Genomic DNA, 23,012 nt, shown 5'->3' on the forward strand with positions numbered 1-23,012 from the left:
ACGTTTCCGGAACCCGCGCCTCGCGCGCCGCCCCAGCCGCACGGCTGACTCCCGCATATTCATGGCTGAACCGATCGACTCCCGCTCGCGCAACGGCGCACCCGCCGCCGCCGCCGGCAAAGACAGCGCCGCACGCCGCGCGCTGCCCGCCTGGCACTACCTCGCCGCCGCCGCGCTGGGCGCGCTCAACACGCTGTCGTTCGCGCCGACGCCGCACGGCGGCTGGCTCGAAATCGCGATCTTCGCGGGCTTCTACTTCTGGCTCACGCGCACCACCGGCTGGAAAAGCGCGCTGTTCACGGGCTGGGCGTTCGGCTTCGGCAATTTCGTGACGGGCGTCTGGTGGCTCTACGTGAGCATGCATTTCTACGGCGGCATGCCCGCCGTGCTCGCGGGCGCGGCGCTCGTGCTGTTCTCGCTCTATCTGGGGCTGTATCCGGCGCTCGCGTCGCTCGTCTGGTCGTTCTGCGCCGGACATGCGCGCAATGGACGCAGCAGCGGACGCAGCGGCGATCTGCCGTTCTCGCCCACGTGGCACGGCGCCTTTGCGTTCGCCAGCGCGTGGGCGCTCGGCGAATGGGCGCGCGGCTACGTTTTCACGGGCTTCCCGTGGCTCTCCAGCGGCTACGCGCAGGTGGACGGCCCGCTCGCGGGCTTCGCACCGATCGTCGGCGTGTACGGCGTGGGCTGGGTGCTGGCGCTCGTCGCGGCGCTGGTCGTGCAGACGCTCGTGCGCGCGGTCGGGCGTCGGCAGGCGCCGAAGCATGATGTCGCGGATGCAAGCGGCAACGCGCATGCGGCATCGAAGTCAGCATCGACGTCGGCGTTCGCGGTGCCTGCGGTGGCCGCTGTCGCCGTCATCGTCGCGGGTCTGCTGCTGCCGCTCGTGCCATGGACGCATCCGGCCAACGCGCCGCTCAACGTGCGCCTGCTGCAAGGCAACGTGAAGCAGGAAATGAAGTTTTCCGAGTCCGGCATGATGGACGCGCTCAACGAGTTCCAGAAACTCATCACCGAAAAGCCCGCCGATCTCGTCGTCACGCCCGAAACGGCGGTGCCGCTGCTGGTGCAGCAGGTACCGGAGAAGTTCGGCCGCGACATCCGCGCGTTCGCGGACACGACCGGCACGGCGATCCTGTTCGGCGCCGTGGGCGCGACCATCACGCCCGACGGCCGCGTAACCGACTACACCAACAGCCTGTTCGGCATCACGCCGGGCCAGAACGGTCTGTACCGCTACGACAAGCATCACCTCGTGCCGTTCGGCGAGTTCGTGCCGTGGGGCTTCCGCTGGTTCGTCAACCTGATGAACATCCCGCTCGGCGACTTCGCGCGCGGCGCGCCCGTGCAGCCGCCGTTCCTCGTGCACAACCAGCCGGTCGCCGTCGATATCTGCTACGAGGATATTTTCGGCGAGGAAATCGCGCGCACCGTGCGCGAGAACCCGGTTTCGCCGGGCATTCTCATCAACTCGACGAATCTCGCGTGGTTCGGCGACACCATCGCGCTCGACCAGCATCTGCAGATCGCGCGCATGCGCTCGCTCGAAACCGGCCGCCCGATGCTGCGCGCGACCAATACCGGCGCGACCGCCGCGATCGACGCGCACGGCAAGGTGATCGCGCGCCTGCCCACCTTCACGGCGGGTTCGCTCGACGTGCGCGTGGAAGGCACGAGCGGTTTCACGCCCTACGTGACGAGCGGCAACAACACGGTGATCGCGCTTTCGCTGCTGTTGCTGGCGTTCGGATTCGCGTTCGGACCGGGACGGCCGGGGCGCAAGAAGGCGTGACGGCGCATCGCTGAACAGGCCCGATCGCCATGCCGAAGCGGGTCCAGGTCTCAACGCCCCGGCAATCCGGTAAAATTCAGCGTTTTAGCACCAGGTTTTAGCACAAGGCGCCTCCAGGCCGGGGCCGCAACCCGCGAAGGGCGAGCGGCGGCGCATGTCGCCGCGCACCGCCCGCCGCGGGCTCGCCAGGCCGCCAACCGCCGGAGCCCGCGCCTCCCGCCCTAAAAGACACTGCAGGCACACATGCTCACGTTTCAGCAAATCATCCTGACGCTCCAGTCTTACTGGGACAAGCAGGGCTGCGCGCTGCTCCAGCCGATCGACATGGAAGTCGGCGCCGGCACCTCGCACGTCCACACCTTCCTGCGCGCGATCGGCCCCGAGCCGTGGCGCGCGGCCTACGTGCAGCCGTCGCGCCGCCCGAAGGACGGCCGCTACGGCGAGAACCCGAACCGCCTGCAGCACTACTATCAGTATCAAGTGGTGCTCAAGCCCGCGCCGGAAAACATCCTCGACCTGTACCTCGGCTCGCTCGAAGCGCTCGGCTTCGACCTGAAGCAGAACGACGTGCGCTTCGTGGAAGACGACTGGGAGAACCCCACGCTCGGCGCCTGGGGACTCGGCTGGGAAGTCTGGCTCAACGGCATGGAAGTCACGCAGTTCACCTACTTCCAGCAGGTGGGCGGCATCGACTGCAAGCCGGTGCTCGGCGAAATCACCTACGGTCTCGAACGCCTCGCGATGTATCTGCAGAAGGTCGAGAACGTCTACGACCTCGTCTGGACCGAGTGGGAAGAACAAGGCCCGAACGGCCCCGAGATCCGCCGCCTCACGTATGGCGACGTCTATCACCAGAACGAGGTCGAGCAATCGACCTATAACTTCGAGCACGCGAACGTCGACCTGCTGTTCACGTTCTTCAACGCGTACGAAAGCGAAGCGAAGCGCATGATGGAACATCAGCTCGCGCTGCCCGCCTACGAACTCGTGCTCAAGGCCGGCCACACCTTCAACCTGCTCGACGCGCGCGGCGCGATCTCCGTGACGGAGCGCGCGGCGTACATCGGCCGCATTCGCGCGCTGTCGCGCAACGTGGCGCAGTCGTACTACGAATCGCGCGAAAAGCTCGGCTTCCCGATGCTCGGCAATCCGGTGCACGGCGTGCCCGGCCTGACCACCGACGAACAGGACGCCGCGATGCCCGCCTGGGCGCCGCCGCTGAAGGTCGAACGCAAGTTCGCCGAGGAATGACCGGATCTCCAGAACAATGACCCAAGCTCATCACGCCACTCTCCTCGTCGAACTGCTGACCGAGGAACTGCCGCCGAAGGCCCTCGCGCGTCTCGGCGACGCTTTCGCCGAAGGCATCGCGCAACGCCTCGCCGCGCGCGACCTGATCGAAGGCGATCTGTCGTTCGAACGCTTCGCCACGCCGCGCCGTCTCGCCGTGACGATCAAGAACGTGCGCAGCGTCGCGCCCGAAAAACAGGTGCGCGAGAAAGTGCTGCCGGTGTCGGTCGCACTCGACGCCAACGGCCAGCCCACCGCGCCGCTCGCGAAGAAACTCGCGGCGCTCGGCTTCCCCGACTTCCCGGTCAGCGACCTCGAACGCGCGAGCGACGGCAAGAACGAAGCGTTCTTCCTGCGCTACGCCGCGCCGGGCGTCACGCTCGCCGACGGCCTGCAGGCCGTGCTCGACGAAGCGCTCGCCAAGCTGCCGATTCCGAAGGTCATGAAGTACCAGCGCCCGGACGGCAGCGACGTGCAGTTCGTGCGCCCGGTGCATCGCCTCACGGTGCTGCACGCCGACCAGATCGTGCCGGTGAGCGCATTCGGCATCGACGCCGGCGACACCACGCGCGGCCATCGCTTCCTCTCGGAAGGCCCGATCGCCATCACCCAGGCCGACGACTACGCGCACACGCTCCAGCACAAGGGCCGCGTGATCGCGAGCTACAGCGAGCGCCGCGAATCGATCCGCGCGCAACTGGTCGAAACCGCCGGCGACGACAAGGTGGTCATGCCCGACTCGCTGCTCGACGAAGTGAATTCGCTCGTCGAATGGCCGGTCGTGTACGCGTGCCAGTTCGAGGAAGAATTCCTGCAGGTGCCGCAGGAATGCCTGATCCTCACGATGCAGACGAACCAGAAGTACTTCGCGCTGACCGACGACGAAGGCCGCCTGCGCTCGCGCTTCCTGATCGTCTCGAACATCGAGACGGCCACGCCGGTCGAGATCGTCGAAGGCAACGAGCGCGTCGTGCGCCCGCGTCTGGCCGACGCCAAGTTCTTCTTCGAGCAGGACAAGAAGAAGCCGCTGGCCGACCGCGTGCCGCTGCTCGCCAACGTGGTCTATCACAACAAGCTCGGCTCGACGCTGCAACGCGTGGAGCGCCTCGAAGCACTCGCGGGCGCCATCGCGCTGATGTGCGGCGCGAACATCGCGCTCGCCGAACGCGGCGCGCGTCTGGCCAAGGCCGACCTGCTGACCGACATGGTCGGCGAATTCCCCGAGCTGCAAGGCACGATGGGCACCTACTACGCGCGCCACGACGGCGAAGCGGAAGAAGTGGCGATCGCCTGCTCCGAGCACTATCAGCCGCGCTTCTCCGGCGACGAGCTGCCGACCACCGCCACGGGCACGATCGTCGCGCTCGCGGACAAGCTCGAAACGCTGGTCGGCATCTGGGGCATCGGCCTCGCGCCCACCGGCGAAAAGGATCCGTTCGCACTGCGCCGCCACGCGCTGGGCGTGCTGCGCATCCTGGTCGAGAAGCAACTGCCGCTCGACCTCGTTGAACTGCTGCGCACGACGTACTCGCAGTTCGCGGGCGTCGAAGCCGTCGCGGAATCGACCCAGGCGATCTACGAATTCTGCATGGACCGTCTGCGCGGCCAGCTGCGCGAACGCGGCTACGCGGCGCAGGAAGTGGATGCGGTGCTCGCGCTGAACCCCACGCGCTTCGACGACGTGATCGCGCGTCTGGACGCCGTGCGCGAATTCGCGGCGCTCAACGAAGCGGCCTCGCTCGCGGCGGCCAACAAGCGCATCTCGAACATCCTCAAGAAGTCCGAGGGCACCGAAGATGCGGGCGTGCAGATCGCGCTGTTCACGGAGAACGCCGAAAAGGCGCTCTACGCGCAGCTCGAACAGGTCGCGCCGCGCGTGGAATCGCAACTGGCCGCGCGCGATTACACGGGTGCGCTCACGGCGCTCGCGGCGCTGCGCGAAACCGTCGACACGTTCTTCAACGACGTGATGGTCAATGCCGAAGATCCGGCGCTGCGGGCCAACCGCCTCGCGCTGCTCAAGGCGCTGCATCGCCAGATGAACAGCGTGGCCGACATTTCGCGCCTCGCGGCGTGATCGCCGGCACGGACATCCGCCAGACCCAACCAGACGCGACGCCATGCCGACCAGCACCAGCCGCAAGATCGTGATCCTCGACCGCGACGGCGTGATCAACGTCGATTCCGACGCCTTCATCAAGTCGCCGGACGAATGGGTCGCGCTGCCCGGCAGCCTCGAAGCGATCGCTCGCCTGAATCAGGCGGGCTATCGCGTCGCCGTCGCGACGAACCAGTCCGGCATCGGACGCGGTTTGTTCGACACGACGGCGCTCAACGCCATGCACGCGAAGATGCACCGCCAGGCCACGGCCGTGGGCGCGCGCATCGACGCCGTGTTCTTCTGCCCGCACACCTCGCAGGACCACTGCGACTGCCGCAAGCCCAAGCCCGGCATGCTGAAGATGATCGCCGACCGCTTCGAGATCGATCCCGCCGATACGCCCGTGGTGGGCGATTCGCTGCGCGACCTCGAAGCCGGCGCGGCGCTCGGCTTCGCGATGCATCTCGTGCTCACGGGCAAAGGCAAGAAGACGCTGGCCGCGGGCGGTCTGCCCGAAGGCACGAAGGTGCACGACGACCTGCGTGCCTTCGCGCTCGACTTCCTCGCGAACGACAACGCCTGACCCCGGCGAGCGCACGCATGAACGGCGTACGCTCGACCGAATCCGCATCGCCCGGCGCAAGCCGGTGCCGATGCCTGCTCCCCACCGCGCGGCGGCGCGTCTGACGACGCCCGCCCTGCCGCGCACGCTTCACGAACGGTCCAACCGATGCGCTTCATCCGCTCCCTGCTGTTGTTCGTCTACCTGATCGTCTACACGATGCCGTACGCGACCGCGTGCTTCATCGCGTTTCCGTTCCTGAACGCCACGCGGCGTTACTGGATGGCGGTCGGCTGGTGCCGCTCGACGCTGTTCGTCGCGCGCTACCTCAACGGTATTCGCTACCGCATCGAGGGCATGGAGAACCTGCCCAACGGCCCCGCCGTGCTGCTCTCGAAGCATCAATCCGCGTGGGAGACGTTCGCGTTTCCCGCGCTGATGCCGCGCCCGCTGTGCTACGTCTTCAAGCGCGAACTGCTGTACGTGCCGTTCTTCGGCTGGGCGCTCGGCATGCTGAAGATGGTTCACATCAACCGCAAGGAAGGCAAGAACGCGTTCACCTCGGTGATCCGCCAGGGCAAGCAGCGCATGGCCGAAGGTGCATGGGTGATCATGTTCCCCGAAGGCACGCGCATTCCCGTGGGCAAGACCGGCAAGTACAAGACCGGCGGCCCGCGCTTCGCCATCGAAACGGGCGCGCCCGTGGTGCCCATCGCGCACAATGCGGGACACGTCTGGCCCCGAAACTCGTTTATTAAATATCCGGGTATAGTCACGGTGTCGATCGGCAAGCCGATCGAGACGACCGGGCTCTCGCCCGACGAAGTGAATACCCGCGTGGAAAACTGGATCGAAGCCGAAATGCGCCGGATCGATCCGGATGCGTATCGCGAAACGGATGGCGCCAAGGCAAACGCAGCGAAAGCCTGACGCGCGGCGCGAGCGCCGCAAGCGTCACGTTGCGCAGACAGCCATCGCGGCGGTGCTGCGTGCGCTGTCTGTCCTGTTCGCGGTGCTGCGGGCCGTATTGCGTGCGGTGTTTGTTCCGCACGATTCGCACGATTCGCATGTTCTGCCGCAGCGCGATTCGGCACGCGGTTCGCCGGCACGCACACGCGCTCCTCGCCGCACACGCAATCCCGCTCCAGGCCTGACGATGCAGAAGCCCCCTACGCAGCGCCCTTCCGCGGCGCTCGACAACCGGCAACTCGATCTGCCGCTCTTTGCCGAGCCGGCGCCTGCTGCCACACCGACGGCCGATTCACCTTCGCCGTCGGCCCAGTTTGCACCGCCCACTTCCAGCGCGCCGCCCAAGGCGCCGCTCGCGCCCGACGGCACGAAGCTGCGCACGCTCGTGCTCGGCTCGCGGACCCTGTATTACCGGCTCAAACGATCGTCGCGCAAGTCGATCGGCTTTGCCATCGACGGATCGGGGCTCACGATCACCGCGCCGCGCTGGGTCACGATCGCCGATATCGAAACCGCTATCGCCGAGAAGCAGCGCTGGATCTTTGCGAAGCTCACGGAGTGGCAGACGCGTGTGGAACAGCGCGCGCTGCCGCGCGTGGAATGGCGCGATGGCGCGGAGCTGCCGTATCTCGGGAAGCCGATGCGTGTGGCGCTCGGTGCGTCGATGCTGGCTTTCGATGAGGAAACGCGCGTGCTCGCGTTGCCGCTGCCGATGAACGCCGACGCGCAGCAGATCAAGGATCGCGTGACGGGCTGGTTGCAAAGCGAGGCTACGCGGATTTTTGGCGAGCGGCTGGCTGTGTATGCGGAGAAATTGGGGGTGGGCTTTCGCTCGTATGCGCTTTCGTCGGCGATGACGCGTTGGGGCAGTTGTTCAAGCGAAGAACGGATTCGGCTCAACTGGCGGTTGATTCATTTTCCGCTTTCCATCGTGGACTATGTGGTGGCGCATGAGCTCGCGCACTTGCGCGAGATGAATCATAGTCCGCGGTTCTGGCAGACGGTCGAGTCGATCTTTCCGGAGTTTCGCGAGGCGAGGAAGCAGTTGAAGCAGCATCCGCCGGAGATGGTGCCGGGGATTTGAGGGGGGCACAGAGCCGCAGACACCCCGATTGTTAGCGCAGCTAGCCCTCTTTGTGCGACCAGCAGCTAGCAGGTCAGTCTCTCCTTTCGACACTCCTCCAAACTGCCGGCGGCCCTCCCGCTGGGTAGCAAGCATCATGCAGAAAGTGCCGCACCGTGGTACCTCATTCGGCTCACGATTCGCGTAACGCGCATGCGCGCCCTCTCGGCCTTTTCGCAAACCGCTCGCAAACGAACGTGCGCGCCCCACACCGACCACTTAAGCAACGCGCCACCGCTTCAAACAGCAGGCGATTCATGCGACCCGATCTCTCCTACACAAAGCACAGAAAAATCCGTCATTAAAATAAAAACTGACATCAACAATAATTAACAACGACAAATATTTTATATATCAAAAAATACAAACAATAATTTAGGAAAAGTCCGATATCAGAATACTCCGATGACATCATAAAATTTGCTCCCTCGACAGGCTTCCGCGACATCTTTAAGCGATTTCTGATTCAGTTATCAGTGAAATAAATGGATGCTCAGGAATGGTGAACATGAATGAGTTGACTCCAAGATCGATAATCACGCTCAATGGCAGGATTTTCTGGCCTCTTTCGTGATCACGCAGCTCGCTTTCGCAATATACGTCGATCAAAGGTTTCCGACATCCGGAGAAACCTTTCGTCTTATTGCGCATCTCCAGCCAATGCGTCATTGACAACTGAAACTCAAGGCGCACGCATCAGATCAACACCACGGCATTAATGGATTTTCAGGCGCACTAATCGGGAGTTTTTCCATGTCAAGGATTTTACCGCGCACGATTGACGTAATGCTTGTCATCTTGGGCGCCCTATTACCGGTATGGATCAATACCTCGAACGGTAGTCGCCATGACACATTCGATGGATTGCTCGTCGCATTTGCCGCCGCATTTGCTCTCTCAGTCTTTCCAGCTTGCGGAATCTACCGTGCGCTCCAACGCAGTTCGGTCGTCCGCCTCATAGCCAAGACGTTGCTCGGCTGGATCCTGGTCCAGTGTGGCAGCCTCTTGCTATTGCAGTTGCTTCGTCGCCCCGACGTCCTTTCTGGCCAGTGGTTCTACCACTGGACCATCGCTAGCGCCTGTTGCCTCGTTGCGTGGCACACGCTCACCTTCGTTGCACTGCGCGTCACCGCCAAGAGACCCGTTACCGGCCCGCACGCTTCCGCAACGGGTCAGTCGGCGACCGGCGCGCTACCTGTATACGGGAACAACGTCGGCCGCAGCCTCAAGCGCGTGTTCGATATCGTCGTCGCCTCGCTTTTACTGTTCCTGCTCTCGCCCATCCTCGTCGTCCTTGCCGTGCTCGTCCGACGTGATGGCGCCCCCGCAATCTTCGGACACCTGCGAGTTGGATACGACGGCACGCCCTTCCGTTGCTTCAAATTTCGCTCCATGGTGCCCAACGCTGAAGCCGTCTTGCAGGAGCTTCTAGCCAACGATACCGAAGCGCGGATCGAATGGGACCGTGAGCACAAGCTCAAAAACGATGTACGAATCACCACGGTCGGAAAATTTCTGCGGCGTACGAGCCTCGACGAGCTTCCGCAATTGCTCAATGTCTTGCGCGGCGACATGAGCCTCGTTGGCCCTCGCCCAATCGTGGTTGCGGAACTCCCCCGCTATGGACGAGACGCCGAGTACTACCTGTCCGTGAAGCCCGGTATGACGGGCCTCTGGCAAGTCAGTGGACGCAACAACACGGACTACCCGACGCGCGTCCGCCTTGATGTTTCCTATATCCGAAACTGGTCGTTCTTCAGGGATTTGCACATTTTGCTGAAGACGTTCGATGTCGTCTTGCACGGCCGCGGCGCCTACTGACCGGCACCGGCCTTCTTTTGAATCTGCGCTCCTTGCTCCTGACGGAGCAAGGAGCGCGTACGAAGTTGAAGATGATGTTTTCAAAGACTGCCCCGATGGTATCGGTTCGCGCAGGACGGCAAGCTGCAGTACGTCCTGTCCAGTTGCGCATCCGCCATTTTTCTCCCCGTGCGACTGCTCGCGTAGCCGTGATGCTCGCGCTATGTACGACACTCAGTGCGTGCGCGATCGTGCCAGGGATGCGAATGGAGACTTCAGCGCATCGCGCCGGGGACGAAGTGAGCAGTGGCGCGGCGGCACAAGCAGATGCTTCTTCGGCTGCGTTACCTCCGATCCCCATCAGGGAGGTCACACCGGCACTCGTGCAGGAGCTAATCGCCTCGGAATCCGTCGGGTCGAGTAGGCCTACGCGCATGGAATCGGGACCACGCGCCTACACGCTTGGACCGGGTGATGTTCTGCAAATCACAGTCTGGGATCACCCTGAATTTGCGGCCGCGGCTGGACCACAAACTGGCGCTGTCGCCCGCCCGTCCGACGCACCTGCCGGCTTTGTCGTCGATCAGAACGGCAAATTGCAATTCCCGTACGTTGGGCAAATGCCTGTCGAAGGATTACGCCTGGATCAAGTGCAACTCCAGCTCACGCGCGCGCTAAGCAAGCTCTTTCAGTCTCCGCAGGTCACTGTCCGTGTCGCATCGTATCGTTCCAAGCAAATCTATATAGAAGGCGAAGTCCGCAACCCTGGCACGCAGCAGGTCAACGACGTCCCCATGACGCTTTATGAGGCTGTCAGCCGTGCCGGTGGCTTCCTGGATAGCGCGGATCAAAGCCGCGTCACGCTGGTGCGCGACGGAATTACCGAGTCGTTCAATCTGGCGGATTCACGGGCGCAGAATAGCCTCGGCGGCGGCATCATCCTCAAGTCGGGAGATCGCGTACACATAGGCGCGCGCGATGACAGCGCCGTATTTGTCATGGGTGAAGTCAACAAGCCGACAACGGCGCTCCCGCGACGCAACGGTACGCTCACCCTCAGCGAGGCACTCGCCCAGGCCGGCAGCATCAACAACGGCACTGCGGATGCAGCGCAGCTCTATGTGATCAGGGGTGCACGAGAAAGTGAGCCGGAGGTTTTCCATCTCGACGCGCGCTCGCCGGTCGCCATGTTGCTCGCCAACCAGTTCCCCCTGCGGGCGAATGACGTTGTCTACGTCGACGGCAATGGCCTTGTTCGCTTCAGCCGCGTGCTCAATCTGCTTCTTCCGGTCATTAACGCCAGTGTCGCTGCAGCAGTGGTGGCGAAATGATCGGTCAAATCCTCGTCGTCTGTGAAGGCAATATCTGCCGCAGTCCGATGGGCGAAGCGATGTTTCGCAAACACGGGTATCGCGCCGCGTCGGCAGGGCTCAGCGCCCTTGTCGGTCACGGCGCCGCCGAACACGCCTGTGACGTGATGAGCGCTCGTGGCATCGATATCAGCGCGCACCGCAGCCAGCAGATTACCGAAAAATTGTGCTCGGAATCCGACCTCATTCTGGTTATGGACCTCGCACAACGCCGGCGGCTCGAATCGCGCTACCCAACGGCGCGCGGCAAGGTTTTCCGCCTTGGCGAACATGTAAACGTCGACATCGTCGACCCATATCGGCTTCCCCGTCCGGCATTCGCCGAATGCGAAAGCGTCATCGCTTCTAGCGTGGATAGCTGGCTCGCCAAGCTCGCTGCGCTCTGAACGCCATTCACCTCGACAGAACACGTTTTACGCCGGAAACGGCGACATGAGCGATTCCATGCATTGGCCCACCGAAAATCCGAAAAGCAACGCCGAGTCCGCTAGCAACAACGACTTTGTCGCCACGCTCGACATGCTGTTCGACAGTCGTTGGCTCATCGCGATCACTGCAATGTGTTTCCTGTTGCTGGGCGGCGCCTATGCGTTTATTGCCCAGCCGATATACCGTGCCAATATTCTCGTTCAGGTGCAGGACTCGCCTGACTCAAACGCAACGCGAGGTTTGCTCGGCGACGTTTCCTCGCTGTTCAACGTCAAATCTTCCGCAGCCGCAGAAACACAGATCCTTGCGTCCAGGCTCGTCATTTCGCGCACGGTAGATAACCTCAACCTTCAGATAACCGCGGAACCGCACTGGCTTCCAGTGTTGGGGCAATGGATCTCGCGGCACAACCAGAAGCTATCATCCCCGGTCTCTTAGGCTTCGGCGGCTATACATGGGGTAACGAATCGATTGCGGTCTCCCGCTTCGACGTTCCGGTGAAATTCCAGGGCGACAAATTCTGGGTAACGATGCTGGGACCAAACCACTATCAGTTGTCCGGCGCAGACCTTGATCGAGCGTTCGAAGGCAAGACTGGCAGGCTCGAAACCTTCATGACCGCCGATGGTCCGATCCTGCTGTCCATCGATTCGCTCTTCGCTCGCAGCGGCGCAAAATTCAAGCTCATCCGTCAATCTCGCCTGGAAACGATCGAGGACATTCAGAAGGCACTCGATGTTCAGGAGCGCGTCAAACAATCCGACGTCATGGTCGCCAGCCTTGAAGACACTGACCCGCAACGTGTCGCAGACACGCTTAACGAAATTGGCAGCCAATATTTGCGGCAGAACGTCGAACGCAAGTCTGCGGAGGCCGCGCAATCCATTCGCTTCCTCAATGAGCAGATCCCCCATCTGCGCGATCAGCTCACGGCTGCGGAAGACAGCCTTACGTCTTTTAACATTGAACACGGTGCAGTCGATCTCACAGAACAAGCGAAACTGACACTCGCCAAATCGGCGGATGCAAGCGCACGCCTGCTCGAACTGCAGCAGAAACGTCAGGAACTGCTGAGCCGCTATACGGCTCAACATCCCGCTGTAGTTGCGCTTGACGAGCAGATCAGCACTCTCAACGCGTATAACGGCGAAGCAACCCGCGAGATCCGTGATCTGCCCCAGCTTCAGCAGGAATCCGTACGCAGAATGCTCGACGTAAAGGTCAATACCGACCTCTACACCGCGCTCCTGAATAATGTCGCGCAACTCCAGCTGATCCGCGCAGGAAAGGTCGGTGACGTCCGCCTCGTCGACCGCGCGGTAGTTCCAGAAAAGCGGGTTAAGCCGAAACGTCTGCTGATTTGCGTCGCTGCGCTCATGCTCGGCGTGCTGGCCGGATGTTGCCTCGCGATCATTCGCTCCATGCTCTTTCGCGGCATCACCGATCCGCACGAAGTCGAACAATTTCTCTCGATTCCTGTTTGCGCAACCGTACCGCGCAGTGTCGTGCTGAAAAATCTGATGAAAATGCGCGGCCCCGGTGTACTACTCGCGAGCGCAGTGCCCGACGATCCGGCCGTCGAGAGTCTGCGCAGCCTTCGAACCTCGATCCTCATTGGCATTCAGAGCGCAAAAAACAATGTGCTCCTCGTGACGGGACCGACGCCGGGTATCGGCAAATCGTTTATATCGGCCAACTTGGCCAACGTAATCGCACAGGCAGGTAAGCGCGTCATTCTCGTCGACGCGGACCTCCGCAAAGGCCATCTCCACAAAACACTCGGCATCGAACGAGGCGTCGGTCTGTCCGAGCTCGTACTGGGCAGCGCCAGCGAAGCTAGCGCGATTCATAGGCAGGTTTGCGACCGACTCGATTTCATCTCGACCGGCGCACGGCCATCCAACCCAGCAGAAATGCTCGCAAGCAAGCGCATTGCGCAACTGATTGCGCGACTGTCCAGCGAGTATGACATCGTGCTGATCGATTCGCCGCCTGTTCTCGCCGTATCCGATACGGAGGCACTCGCGATCAATGCCGGCACGACGTTAATCGTTGCCCACTCCGGCATCACTCGACTTGGCGAAATCGCGGAAACCGTCAAACGCCTGACGACAAGTGACATCCGTGTGAGCGGGATTGTTTTCAACGGTGTCAACCCGCGCTCGCCACTCTCGCTCTATGGCTCGAAGCATGGTGCTTACCGTTACGTCGCGTACAAGTACGACACGGATGGCGATGAATAACGCATCGCCATCAGCAGTTGGAACGGTCACATGATTCGCGCAAGGGACTCCATCGTCTCGCTAGCTGGCGTTCTGGGTGGTCAACTCGTCTTCTTTCTATGCGTGGCATTGATCGGACGAGAAGGTGGCCCGGACGTTCTCGGCAAATTCAATACATCGGTCGCTGTCGGCATGTTCGCCGGCACGCTGCTCGCGCTGCGCTTCGAACTCGCGTGCGTCGATGACGACCCAGTTCGCGCATTCGGCAGTTACCTCCATGTCCTCGCGCTCGGCTTCTCGATGTTTGTCGTACTCGAGGTGATGACGGTTCTGTGCGGTTACGCGACCTATCTGTCGCTCGGTTTCTTCGCGCTGGGCTACTTTATCCAGCAGGCATCGAATTTCTATCTCAACAGCCTGCGCCGCTATGGCTTGATCAGTCTCTACCGCATAGCGGTCAATCTGGCTTTTCTGCTCCTGCTGCTCGCACATTTCCAGCTTGGCTTCCTCAATGACACTTCACCGTTCACGATCTATACAGCGATTAATCTTGTCGCGGCAATCGCGACGGCTGCGATGATCGCCGCGCAAGGCAACCGGCAAAGCCGCTCGTTCGCCTTCTCACCCCTTTTCTTCGTTACGAATCGACGATTTGCGAAGTTCATTCTGCCGTCGACGCTATGCGGATCAGTGCTCACCTATTCACTCACGATCGTCTTCCCGCTCTGGTTTGGTGCAACCAATGCTGGATACTTTGCCGCTGCCTATCGCTTCGGCTTTTTTCCCGTCTCGCTCATCGGACAAAGCCTCGGCGGCGTATTCAGACGCGATTCGCTCAGTGCGGCCACGCACCGTGACGCCACCGCTTCGCTCAAAAGCGTGTACGTAACGTACGCGCGTGCGCTCGCTGCACTGTCGCTTATCTATGTTGCAGGCTCGTTACTGCTGTTCCCTTTCTTCGTCGACATTCTGTTCGGGCGCCAATGGTCAATAACGGCGACTTTCTTCCGTTGTCTCGTACCACTTTTTGCCCTGCAAATCCTCTACATCCCGCTATCCCAGATCTTCCTCGTGCTGAAAGTACAGCGCACGGATTTCCTCTTTCAACTCCTGACTGCGGTTGTCCTGCTGGTTGCGCTTGCTACAGCGAAGACTGCGGCACTTTCGGCTCAACAGAGCGTTCTCACATTCGCGCTCGCTGGAAGCGGCGTGATGTTGATCGGCATCGCACTCACAGTGCGCGCGGTCCGTAACCAGTCACCAGCAATCTCCCGAACCGGTCAACCAGATTTATCGCAAACATGATTGTTATTGTCATCGACTCGCTTGAGCGCGCGCGATTCTTTCTGCGCGTTGCTGCAGCGGCGCGAAATCGTGCCGCGTTGCTCTTCCTGACTAGCGAACCCCTTGCCTTTCTGATGACCAGAGCATCAGGCTATCAATCAATTTATCTACATCGACCGGCTCTGAGTTCGGAGCTCAACCACGAGGCGATCGACGCTTCGCTCTATGGGACAGCGATTGAAGTTCTCAACGGCGACCTGCCGATCGAACGCGCCCAACGCGACGCTTCGGCAATGCTAGCCCGCGTCACTTCTGAGTTTGCCCGCTTCGAGGTTGAGCGCTGTCTGATCTGGAATGGCCAACAATTGGTCGGACGCGTTGTCGCCAGCGTCTGCCGCTCGCACTCGATTCCCGTACGTTTTCTCGAAATCTCGAATCTGCCGGACAAGCTCTTCGTAGATCCACTCGGCGTGAACGCACAGTCGAGCATTGCAAATGACACGTCGATCATCGATCGCTTTCCCGCAGTAGATCGCGCGGAACACGATGCCTGGCTCGCGCATTACGAGTCCTACAAGGCTCGCCCCTTACCCCAAGCTCGCCGTCTGACAACGCATCGTATTGCATCGACCGTGAACTACGCCATCAAGTCGATCACATCCGGCGTCGTGCTTAGACAGCGTGTCTCGCGCGGCATGGGATTGGTGTCGGGATTCGCTGACGCACAGAGAATTGCGTTACAAGAATTGCTGACGCGCAATTACGTCTTTCTGCCACTACAAGTTTCGGGCGATACGCAAATACAACTGAACTCTGACGTCGACAATCTCCAGGCAATCGAGCTGGCACAGACAATCGCACGCCAGGAAAGCAGGGAACTGCTCGTCAAACTCCATCCTGCCGAACGCAATCGCCAAAGTATTGCCGATGTGATCGCCAAACGCGACGCACTCGGATTCCAACTCGTCGACAACCCAACGATCGAACTGCTCAAACATGCGGCGCGGGTGGTGACCATCAACTCGACTGTGGGTCTCGAAGCGCTCCTGTACAGCAAGCCAGTCACGTGCCTCGGACGAGCCGTCTATCGTGACTTTGACGAAGCACGTCTCCTCAAATACATCCACCGCTTTCTCGTGGACGGTATTGATTACTTTGGCCACGGTCCGATCCCGCCTGCTGCTGCCGTCGCGCTACTCGGATTACCTACCGATTAAGCCAATTTGTAACCGCGAAGGTATTTCCTTTCCGGACACCCAAGAAAGCACGAGGCTACATGAACGCCAAAGAACAATATCCGAATCCAATCTTCATCGTCCATCCGGGAAAGGCTAATTACCCTGAGCTCGCTGCGTACACGAGTTTCTTTTCTGCGCGAGGACACCAAGTCCTGACAGGAACGATCGAGCAATATTTGAAGCGCCCGCTCGGTGAGCGCCGTGAAACGATACTGTGGTGCATTATGGGCTTTTATTGGCGTAGTGCCGTGGCGCGCTGCGTCATTCACGACTATCGCTCACTATCGGTCGGCAAGCATGTCGTACTCAAGGACATCATCAAACGCCGGCTCCAGTCTCGCCCGGACATCTGCATTTACCAGACGCCGGAGATGATGGAGTTGATGCAACCAGGCGACGAGGACACACTGATCCTGCCAATGGGCGTTCCCGACTGGATCTTCTCGCTCAATGACGATCCAATTGACGAGAGCGTGCCTGCAGCGACTTATTGCTATATCGGTGAAATTACGCAGGAGCGCCGAATCGATCGCATGTTGTCGGATTTCTCCGCATCCCGTTTTGCAGACGAATCGATCGTTCTGGTGGGCGATGTCGAGAGAGATATTGCGAGTGCATTCGGTTCATCTCCCTGGATTACGTTCACAGGGAAACTCTCTCAACGCGAAGCATTGTCTTTTGTCAGGAGAAGCACATTCGCTGTCTCGACGATACCGTACTCACGGCCTTATAACGTTCAAGCGCCTACGAAGCTGCTCGAATACGCCGCACTCGGAAAACGCATCGTCTGTAACGACTCACCGTCGAACATCACGACCGCCCGCGCGCTTGGCATCTCATGCCATGTCACGGGTCCTTACGTTTTCCGCAATCTCGATCGCGACGCACTGAAGCGGCTTGCGCCCAACGACTCGCGCGTAATGGAGAGTTTTCGCTGGGATCGAATCATTGAGCGATCGGGAATTGAAGCACGAATTGTCGCCGCACTCGCCTGTGCACGCTAACGCGTCTCAGCGTAGAACTTATATATTTAGCGATATTGAATCTACATTTTTATGTTCTTTACTATTCGTTATGCTTATTTATTTTATTGAATTTTTCTCTCCCGATATCATCAATGGACCACCTACCGCGTGGATTGGTGGTCTCGGTGTTAGCTGGTAGCAGCATGGAAGTACGCCCGCTCAAGGTTGTGCACGTTGTCGAATCGACGGCAACCGGCACCCTGTCAATGGTGTGCCTTATCGCAAACCGGCTCGCTCGCGAAGGCCATGTCGTCCATATCATCTACTCAATTCGAGAAGACACGCCGAAGAACTTGCGAGAACTGTTTGATTCACGCATCACGTTGACGCGCATCCAGATGAACGGTTCCAGATCGTTCAAATCGATTATGGAGCTACGCGCGTACTTCTCCCGTCTCGATCCGGATATCGTGCATCTCCATTCGTCGTTTGCCGGATTCATTGGCAGGATGGCGCTACTTGGGATGCGCTCGCGTTCTACCTGTTTCTATAGTCCCCACTGCATCTCGTTCATGCGTCGCGACATTTCGCCCATGAAGAAGTTTGCCTACGTAATGCTGGAGCGCATCGGATGCCTGAAACGTGCAACGTATATCGCTTGCTCGGAAAGCGAACGTGACGAGATTTGGAGAAGCCTGCGTCAGCGAGCCACGGTCGTCGAAAACGCTGTCGATGTTGCGGCGCTCTCTCAACCGGAAGCCAAAGAGAATATTCAGGCAAATCGCCGCGTCGTCGTGACAGTTGGCGGCATTCGCACGCAGAAGAATCCACGCCTCTTTGCCGATATCGCGCGCAGACTGATTGGGCGCGGGTTGCAATTTCTGTGGATCGGCGAAGGTGACGCGATCTTCGAGAAAGAATTGCGTGAAGCTGGCGTGGAAGTCACCGGATGGATGAGCAGACAGAGCGTCTTTGAGCGCGTGCGCCGAAGTGGAATCTATCTGTCGACTTCGTCGTGGGAAGGCATGCCTGTATCGGTTATCGAAGCCATGGTCGTCGGGACGCCGCCAATCGTCTCAAGCTGCGCGGGCAATGTCGATGTCGTGCAGCACATGCACGACGGAGCCATCTATACCGACGCAAGTGAAGCAGCGATCCTCATTACGCGGATCCTCGACGACAGAAAACTCTACGCTGACATGGCCTCGCATGCCAGTTCAGTTGCGCGCAGGCGCTTTTCCGAGGACCGATTTTTCGCCGATCTTCTGACGACCTATGCCACGGCCTTTGCGCGCCGCCCTGTCTGAACGACGCGCAATCGCGCCGAAGCACACCATCCCCGTCGCCCAATAATTTAGGTGAAAACTTGAGAACACGCATTAACGCACATATCGAAGTAGCCAACGATCTTCCCTTCGTGCTCTTTGGCGGCTTAAACGTACTTGCCGATCGCGAACAGGCGTTCGAAGTATGTAGCCATTTTCAGGAGGTGACGCACGCACTCGGCATCCCTTATGTGTTCAAAGCATCGTTTGATAAAGCCAACCGCTCTTCGATGGACTCGTTTCGGGGTCTCGGTCTCGAAAAAGGCCTGCAGTTGCTGGCCGATATCAAGTCGCGATTCGACGTTCCGATCATTACGGACATTCACGAGCCGCTGCAGGCTGATGTGGTCTCGCAAGTTGCCGATGTGCTGCAAATTCCTGCTTTTCTTGCACGCCAGACCGACCTGGTTGTCGCTGCAGCGCGTACGGGAAGCGCAATCAATTTCAAGAAGCCGCAGTTCATGAGCCCGCCGCAGGTGAAACATCTTGTTGGCAAATGTCGTGAAGCCGGTAACGACCGAGTCATGATCTGCGAACGCGGTGCTTCGTTCGGCTACGACAATCTGGTCGTCGACATGCTGGGATTCCGGCAAATGGATGAGGTGACTGGCGGCGCGCCGGTGATTTTCGATGTGACACATAGTCTTCAATGCCGAAATCCGCTTGACGACGCGTCCGGTGGCCGGCGAAGGCAAATCGTCGAGTTAGCGCGTGCGGGTATGGCGGCTGGAATTGGTGGCCTTTTCCTGGAGGCGCACCCCGATCCCGACAACGCTTTGTGCGATGGTCCCAGCGCGCTTCCGCTGCACAACTTGCAGGCGTTCCTGGAGCAAATGAAGCAGATCGACGACGTGGTCAAGCGACTACCGAAAATCGACATCAAATGAATAAACAAGCAGCGGCAAGGACCTCAAGCATGTCAAAGCTCGACTACACATCAATTGCGCGGGAGGTGCTTTCACTCGAAGCAGAAGCAATCGAGGCGTTGCGCCAGAGACTCGGCACTGAATTTGAAGTCTCTGTTGACGCGATTCTTCGATCGTCTGGTCGCGTTATCGTGTGTGGAATGGGGAAATCCGGGATTATTGGACGCAAGATCGCAGCAACGCTTGCTAGCACAGGCACGCCTGCATTTTTCATGCATCCTGGCGAGGCTTACCATGGCGACCTGGGCATGGTAACGCCCACCGATATCTTTCTTGCGATATCGAATTCCGGAGAAACCAAAGAAGTTGTGAAGTTACTTGCCTTTCTCAGAAGCAACGGCAATTATCTGATCGCAATGACCGGGAATGCAGAGTCAACACTCGCTCGCGCCGCGCGCTCGCATCTGGATGTTGGCGTCGAACGTGAAGCTTGCCCTTTTCAGCTTGCGCCAACATCGTCGACAACAGCATCTCTCGCTTTGGGCGATGCTCTAGCAATCACGCTAATGCGAGCGCGAGACTTTCGACCCGAGCATTTCGCTCGCTTCCATCCGGGTGGATCGCTCGGTCGTCGCCTGCTCGCGACAGTCGATGACGAGATGGTCACGGAAAATCTTCCGTTCGTCGACGAGAACACAAAAGCGATCGAGGTCTTTCGCGCGATGACTCAAGGTCGGCTCGGGTTAGCGATTGTCAGACGCGGGAACAGTTGGGGAATCATCACCGACGGAGACATTCGCCGCGCCATTGAACGCTTCGGCGATCAGCTGTTTGCGCGTCGAGCTGCCGACATTATGTCCATCGATCCAGTAATGATTCCGCGCGGGACTCGTGTCGAAGACGCACTGGATCTGATGCAGAGACACAGTATCGGGGCGCTGCTGGTTTCTCAGGATGGAGGGATTGTTGGGGTGTTCAGGAAATAGTTCGAAGCATTGCAGGCGAAGACATCGGCGATGCCATAGATCACATTCGCTAGCTTCCTCCGCGCCCTGCCGAAATCCTCAGCCGGAGCACAACACGTTGTCACCGGCACGGTGCAGATCGAAACTCGGACACGCGCAAAAAGGTAATGTAGTTCGAATCATGCGACGAGTGTGCGCCCCCAGTGTCATCATCAAATGCGGTGCGAACGGCGGCGACGATATCGTCCCCGTCGACAACCCAATCGGCGTATTGAAATCCGTGTTTCTTTTCGTCGTCGCTATGCAGGACGATACGACAAACGGTCCACGCACGGAGGTCACGTGACGATACGAGCGCAAGCGTATTCCGCGCGCGTTCGAAGTTCGTTCCACTGTAACTTGAATCTGTTACCGCATTCGTTAGCGACCAATAGCTTCGAGAAGTGGCATCGTAGCGAACTGTGAACTTCTTCCCTCCTCCAGGCATATCTATAAAGCCGCCATCGGAATCAAATACCAGTGCCTTGCCGTTGCTATCGATTGAAATAATTGCAGCCTTTTCTGGAAGTGCATTGTAGTAAACCCGCAAGAGATCGATCAATTTGCCTGAAGGGTCTACGACAACGTTACCCTCCAGCCAGCCGTGAAAATCTCCACCCAGCCAGTTTGGATCTGGACCGAGTCCTTCGCTAAAAGTCCAACTGCTCGCCTTCATCAAATCACTATTTACACTCGCCGACATCACGCCTGCCCAAACACCGTTGGAACGGATCGTTTCCATTGGGTGCCAGATGCGATTGTTCGCGACTACAACCGGAACTGCAGCTGAGAAAAATTTGCCCCCACTTGCGAGAAGACCGTGGTCTGCGTCGACCGGATTCGACCACGTCCGTCCACCATCCATCGAGCGCCGAATCACGGGGACCCCTTCGTAACGGCTAAGCCCTACGATATAGGGGATACCGTGGCTCAAAAAAAGGGACGAATAATATTGATCGTGCAATTGCGCGACCTTACTCCAGCTCTTGCCTCTGTCTAGGGATTTATAAATCGCAACACCGTTACGCTCTGAAATGGGGCCAAAACTATCATGTGACACAAGATAATCCCCTTTCTCTAATACGAGAATTGCGGGCGTACCAAGATAAATCCCAGTACGAGCTTCGCTATGTGCAATAGGAACGCCGGGGAAATCGACTGGCACCAGAAATCGCTGAGCCGCACTTACGAACTCAGGAAAAATCCATAAAAAAATGATTAACAACTTAAACAAAGAAGATCTTGCTTCAAAAAACGAATTCATATATTTCAATCAAATTTCCGGTAACATATTTATCCGTCTGCCCGCCGTACAACAAGTCTTGAGCCAGAAGATTTTTTGATATTCCGAATGCCGAGTACGCGACGATTGCCAGACATGCCACGAATTTCCACATGTCGCTGCGAATTTTAGGGATCGCGACCGACAGATAAAATATAGAAATAACGAAGAAATATATATATACGCGCTCAACCACCTTTGACAGGCTCAACGTTGCAAATATCGGGAATAGGCAAAAATTAGAAAAACAAAGAAGTTGATAAACAAGCCCCCTCCCAATGCTTTCGTCATCAAATTTATGACTTCCTAAAACTCTCTTCCAAACTATATTATTAACCAAGGCAATCGCCAGGGTCATAATCACAACGCCGATGACGCTGAACGAATTCCAGTTAGTATATATTTCCGCTTTTTTTGACAGATAGCCGCCTCCGTCTCCTCCAAGTACGGACAATCCTTGCACAAAGAATTTTGAAAAAATAAATATGATTCCCGATAAAACCCCAATCGGCCATATCACCAAACGCCCGAAAAATCGGTACAGAACATATGGCATTGTGACCATCAGACTCGGTATATGTGCAATTGTCGCTAGGAACGCGAACATCAACATGTATTTCCTTTTTTCTCCTGAGCCAGAAGGAAAATAAATGGAAATGCCATCGCTTGACGAATTACGTTTCCGTAAGACGAGTAAAAAGCTGATGATGCCAGAGTAATTATAAGGAATAGTGGAACTGCACGATAATCGGCTCGCCATACTGCTAACAGCGCAAGCAAAAAAAACACCACGAACAGTAGAAAGAATGCCACATCCGTGGGCCCTGCTATTTTCCACGCCAAAAATATTGCAGAGAATGAAAGTAGCTCTGGCTGGACTTTCAAAAACTCCCGAACGCCAGACGCGCCCATTATATTCATGAAACTGAGATATTGAGCCTTGTCATTTCCCAATCTATCCAATGGCAATTTGGTCGCTATTAACGGCGCAAGAACAACAGCCGAAAGAAGACAAAAAGATAGATTCGCAACCCTGCCCGATTCATACTTGGCCGATAACAAGACCAATATCGATAAAATCAGGCAAAGCGTCAAGAATGGAAAAGTCAAAAAAACCGACAAGATGGATATCAAAAAACACCACCTTATAGATTGACGACTCCAAGCACAATCGATTAGTCGATAGTCCAACATCGCATTTTTAAAATTCTAATTTTGTTAAAAAAGATCACATCAACTTAGGCATCGCCAAGAGAGAAATTTTATTCAAGAAGCCACCTTGAAATTTGACTGGAAATTATAAACGCCGAACAAATCTCATAAAACACGTTAAGAATCGAGGAAAAATCGAGATACTGACGGTGGAACTCCGAAGACAACGCTTGCTCTC

General features: G+C 58.3%; 18 protein-coding genes and 1 pseudogene. 16 read left to right on the plus strand and 3 right to left on the minus strand.

What is annotated here, in order from left to right; genetic code table 11:
- Positions 1–61: 61 nt before the first annotated feature.
- The 16 genes and pseudogenes from lnt (at position 62) to G5S35_RS12180 (ending at position 20,322) form a co-directional block, all read left to right on the plus strand.
- Positions 62–1,792 carry an apolipoprotein N-acyltransferase gene (gene lnt, locus G5S35_RS12105; protein ID WP_183038329.1) on the plus strand — a complete coding sequence of 577 codons (1,731 nt, stop codon included), beginning with the start codon at positions 62–64 and terminating at the stop codon, positions 1,790–1,792.
- A gap of 243 nt (positions 1,793–2,035) precedes the next feature.
- Complete coding sequence (gene glyQ / locus G5S35_RS12110) at positions 2,036–3,043, plus strand: glycine--tRNA ligase subunit alpha (RefSeq protein WP_074986765.1); 1,008 nt, start codon at positions 2,036–2,038, stop codon at positions 3,041–3,043.
- Positions 3,044–3,059: 16 nt separating this feature from the next.
- Positions 3,060–5,159, plus strand: a complete 2,100-nt coding sequence (glyS, locus tag G5S35_RS12115) for a glycine--tRNA ligase subunit beta (protein ID WP_183038330.1) — start codon at positions 3,060–3,062, stop codon at positions 5,157–5,159.
- 43 nt (positions 5,160–5,202) lie between these two features.
- Entirely contained in the window at positions 5,203–5,766 is a 564-nt protein-coding gene (gene gmhB, locus G5S35_RS12120; protein WP_183038331.1) for a D-glycero-beta-D-manno-heptose 1,7-bisphosphate 7-phosphatase, read from the plus strand.
- Between the two features lie 147 nt (positions 5,767–5,913).
- A complete protein-coding gene (locus tag G5S35_RS12125) occupies positions 5,914–6,675 on the plus strand; it encodes a lysophospholipid acyltransferase family protein (RefSeq protein WP_065059342.1) in 762 nt (253 codons plus the stop codon).
- A gap of 226 nt (positions 6,676–6,901) precedes the next feature.
- Positions 6,902–7,798, plus strand: coding sequence for a YgjP-like metallopeptidase domain-containing protein (locus G5S35_RS12130; RefSeq protein WP_183038332.1), 897 nt, complete (start codon positions 6,902–6,904; stop codon positions 7,796–7,798).
- A 792-nt stretch (positions 7,799–8,590) separates the two neighbouring features.
- Complete coding sequence (locus G5S35_RS12135; RefSeq protein ID WP_074986767.1) at positions 8,591–9,658, plus strand: sugar transferase; 1,068 nt, start codon at positions 8,591–8,593, stop codon at positions 9,656–9,658.
- Positions 9,659–10,071: 413 nt separating this feature from the next.
- The gene (locus G5S35_RS12140; protein ID WP_390969101.1) at positions 10,072–10,968 is read left to right on the plus strand and encodes a polysaccharide biosynthesis/export family protein; all 897 of its coding nucleotides are present in this window, start codon (positions 10,072–10,074) and stop codon (positions 10,966–10,968) included.
- Positions 10,965–11,393 (plus strand): low molecular weight protein-tyrosine-phosphatase, encoded by a 429-nt coding sequence (locus G5S35_RS12145; RefSeq protein WP_074986769.1) that lies wholly within the window; start codon positions 10,965–10,967, stop codon positions 11,391–11,393. Before G5S35_RS12140 ends, G5S35_RS12145 begins: the two co-directional genes overlap by 4 nt.
- A gap of 58 nt (positions 11,394–11,451) precedes the next feature.
- Positions 11,452–13,679: pseudogene (locus G5S35_RS12150) on the plus strand (polysaccharide biosynthesis tyrosine autokinase).
- A 30-nt stretch (positions 13,680–13,709) separates the two neighbouring features.
- Positions 13,710–14,963, plus strand: a complete 1,254-nt coding sequence (locus tag G5S35_RS12155) for a lipopolysaccharide biosynthesis protein (RefSeq protein WP_183038333.1) — start codon at positions 13,710–13,712, stop codon at positions 14,961–14,963.
- A complete protein-coding gene (locus G5S35_RS12160; RefSeq protein ID WP_074986771.1) occupies positions 14,960–16,159 on the plus strand; it encodes a capsular polysaccharide export protein, LipB/KpsS family in 1,200 nt (399 codons plus the stop codon). The genes G5S35_RS12155 and G5S35_RS12160 overlap by 4 nt, the downstream gene beginning before the upstream one ends.
- 59 nt (positions 16,160–16,218) lie before the next feature.
- Complete coding sequence (locus G5S35_RS12165; RefSeq protein WP_074986772.1) at positions 16,219–17,184, plus strand: glycosyltransferase family protein; 966 nt, start codon at positions 16,219–16,221, stop codon at positions 17,182–17,184.
- Between the two features lie 113 nt (positions 17,185–17,297).
- Complete coding sequence (locus G5S35_RS12170; RefSeq protein WP_124260711.1) at positions 17,298–18,452, plus strand: glycosyltransferase; 1,155 nt, start codon at positions 17,298–17,300, stop codon at positions 18,450–18,452.
- A 59-nt stretch (positions 18,453–18,511) separates the two neighbouring features.
- Entirely contained in the window at positions 18,512–19,357 is an 846-nt protein-coding gene (gene kdsA, locus G5S35_RS12175) for a 3-deoxy-8-phosphooctulonate synthase (RefSeq protein ID WP_124260710.1), read from the plus strand.
- A gap of 29 nt (positions 19,358–19,386) precedes the next feature.
- The gene (locus tag G5S35_RS12180) at positions 19,387–20,322 is read left to right on the plus strand and encodes a KpsF/GutQ family sugar-phosphate isomerase (protein ID WP_074986774.1); all 936 of its coding nucleotides are present in this window, start codon (positions 19,387–19,389) and stop codon (positions 20,320–20,322) included.
- Between the two features lie 100 nt (positions 20,323–20,422).
- On the opposite strand, the gene G5S35_RS12185 is transcribed toward G5S35_RS12180, so the two are convergent.
- From G5S35_RS12185 to G5S35_RS12195, 3 genes are read right to left on the minus strand one after another with little or no spacing between them, the layout of a single operon-like run.
- Complete coding sequence (locus G5S35_RS12185) at positions 20,423–21,613, minus strand: sialidase family protein (protein WP_124263252.1); 1,191 nt, start codon at positions 21,611–21,613, stop codon at positions 20,423–20,425.
- A complete protein-coding gene (locus G5S35_RS12190) occupies positions 21,588–22,331 on the minus strand; it encodes an EpsG family protein (protein ID WP_477644651.1) in 744 nt (247 codons plus the stop codon). The genes G5S35_RS12185 and G5S35_RS12190 overlap by 26 nt, the downstream gene beginning before the upstream one ends.
- On the minus strand, positions 22,229–22,684 hold the full coding sequence (locus G5S35_RS12195) for a hypothetical protein (RefSeq protein WP_183038335.1): 456 nt from the start codon (positions 22,682–22,684) through the stop codon (positions 22,229–22,231). The genes G5S35_RS12190 and G5S35_RS12195 overlap by 103 nt, the downstream gene beginning before the upstream one ends.
- Positions 22,685–23,012 lie beyond the last annotated feature (328 nt).

The sequence above is a fragment of the Paraburkholderia tropica genome, from assembly GCF_014171495.1.
Taxonomy (GTDB): domain Bacteria; phylum Pseudomonadota; class Gammaproteobacteria; order Burkholderiales; family Burkholderiaceae; genus Paraburkholderia; species Paraburkholderia tropica.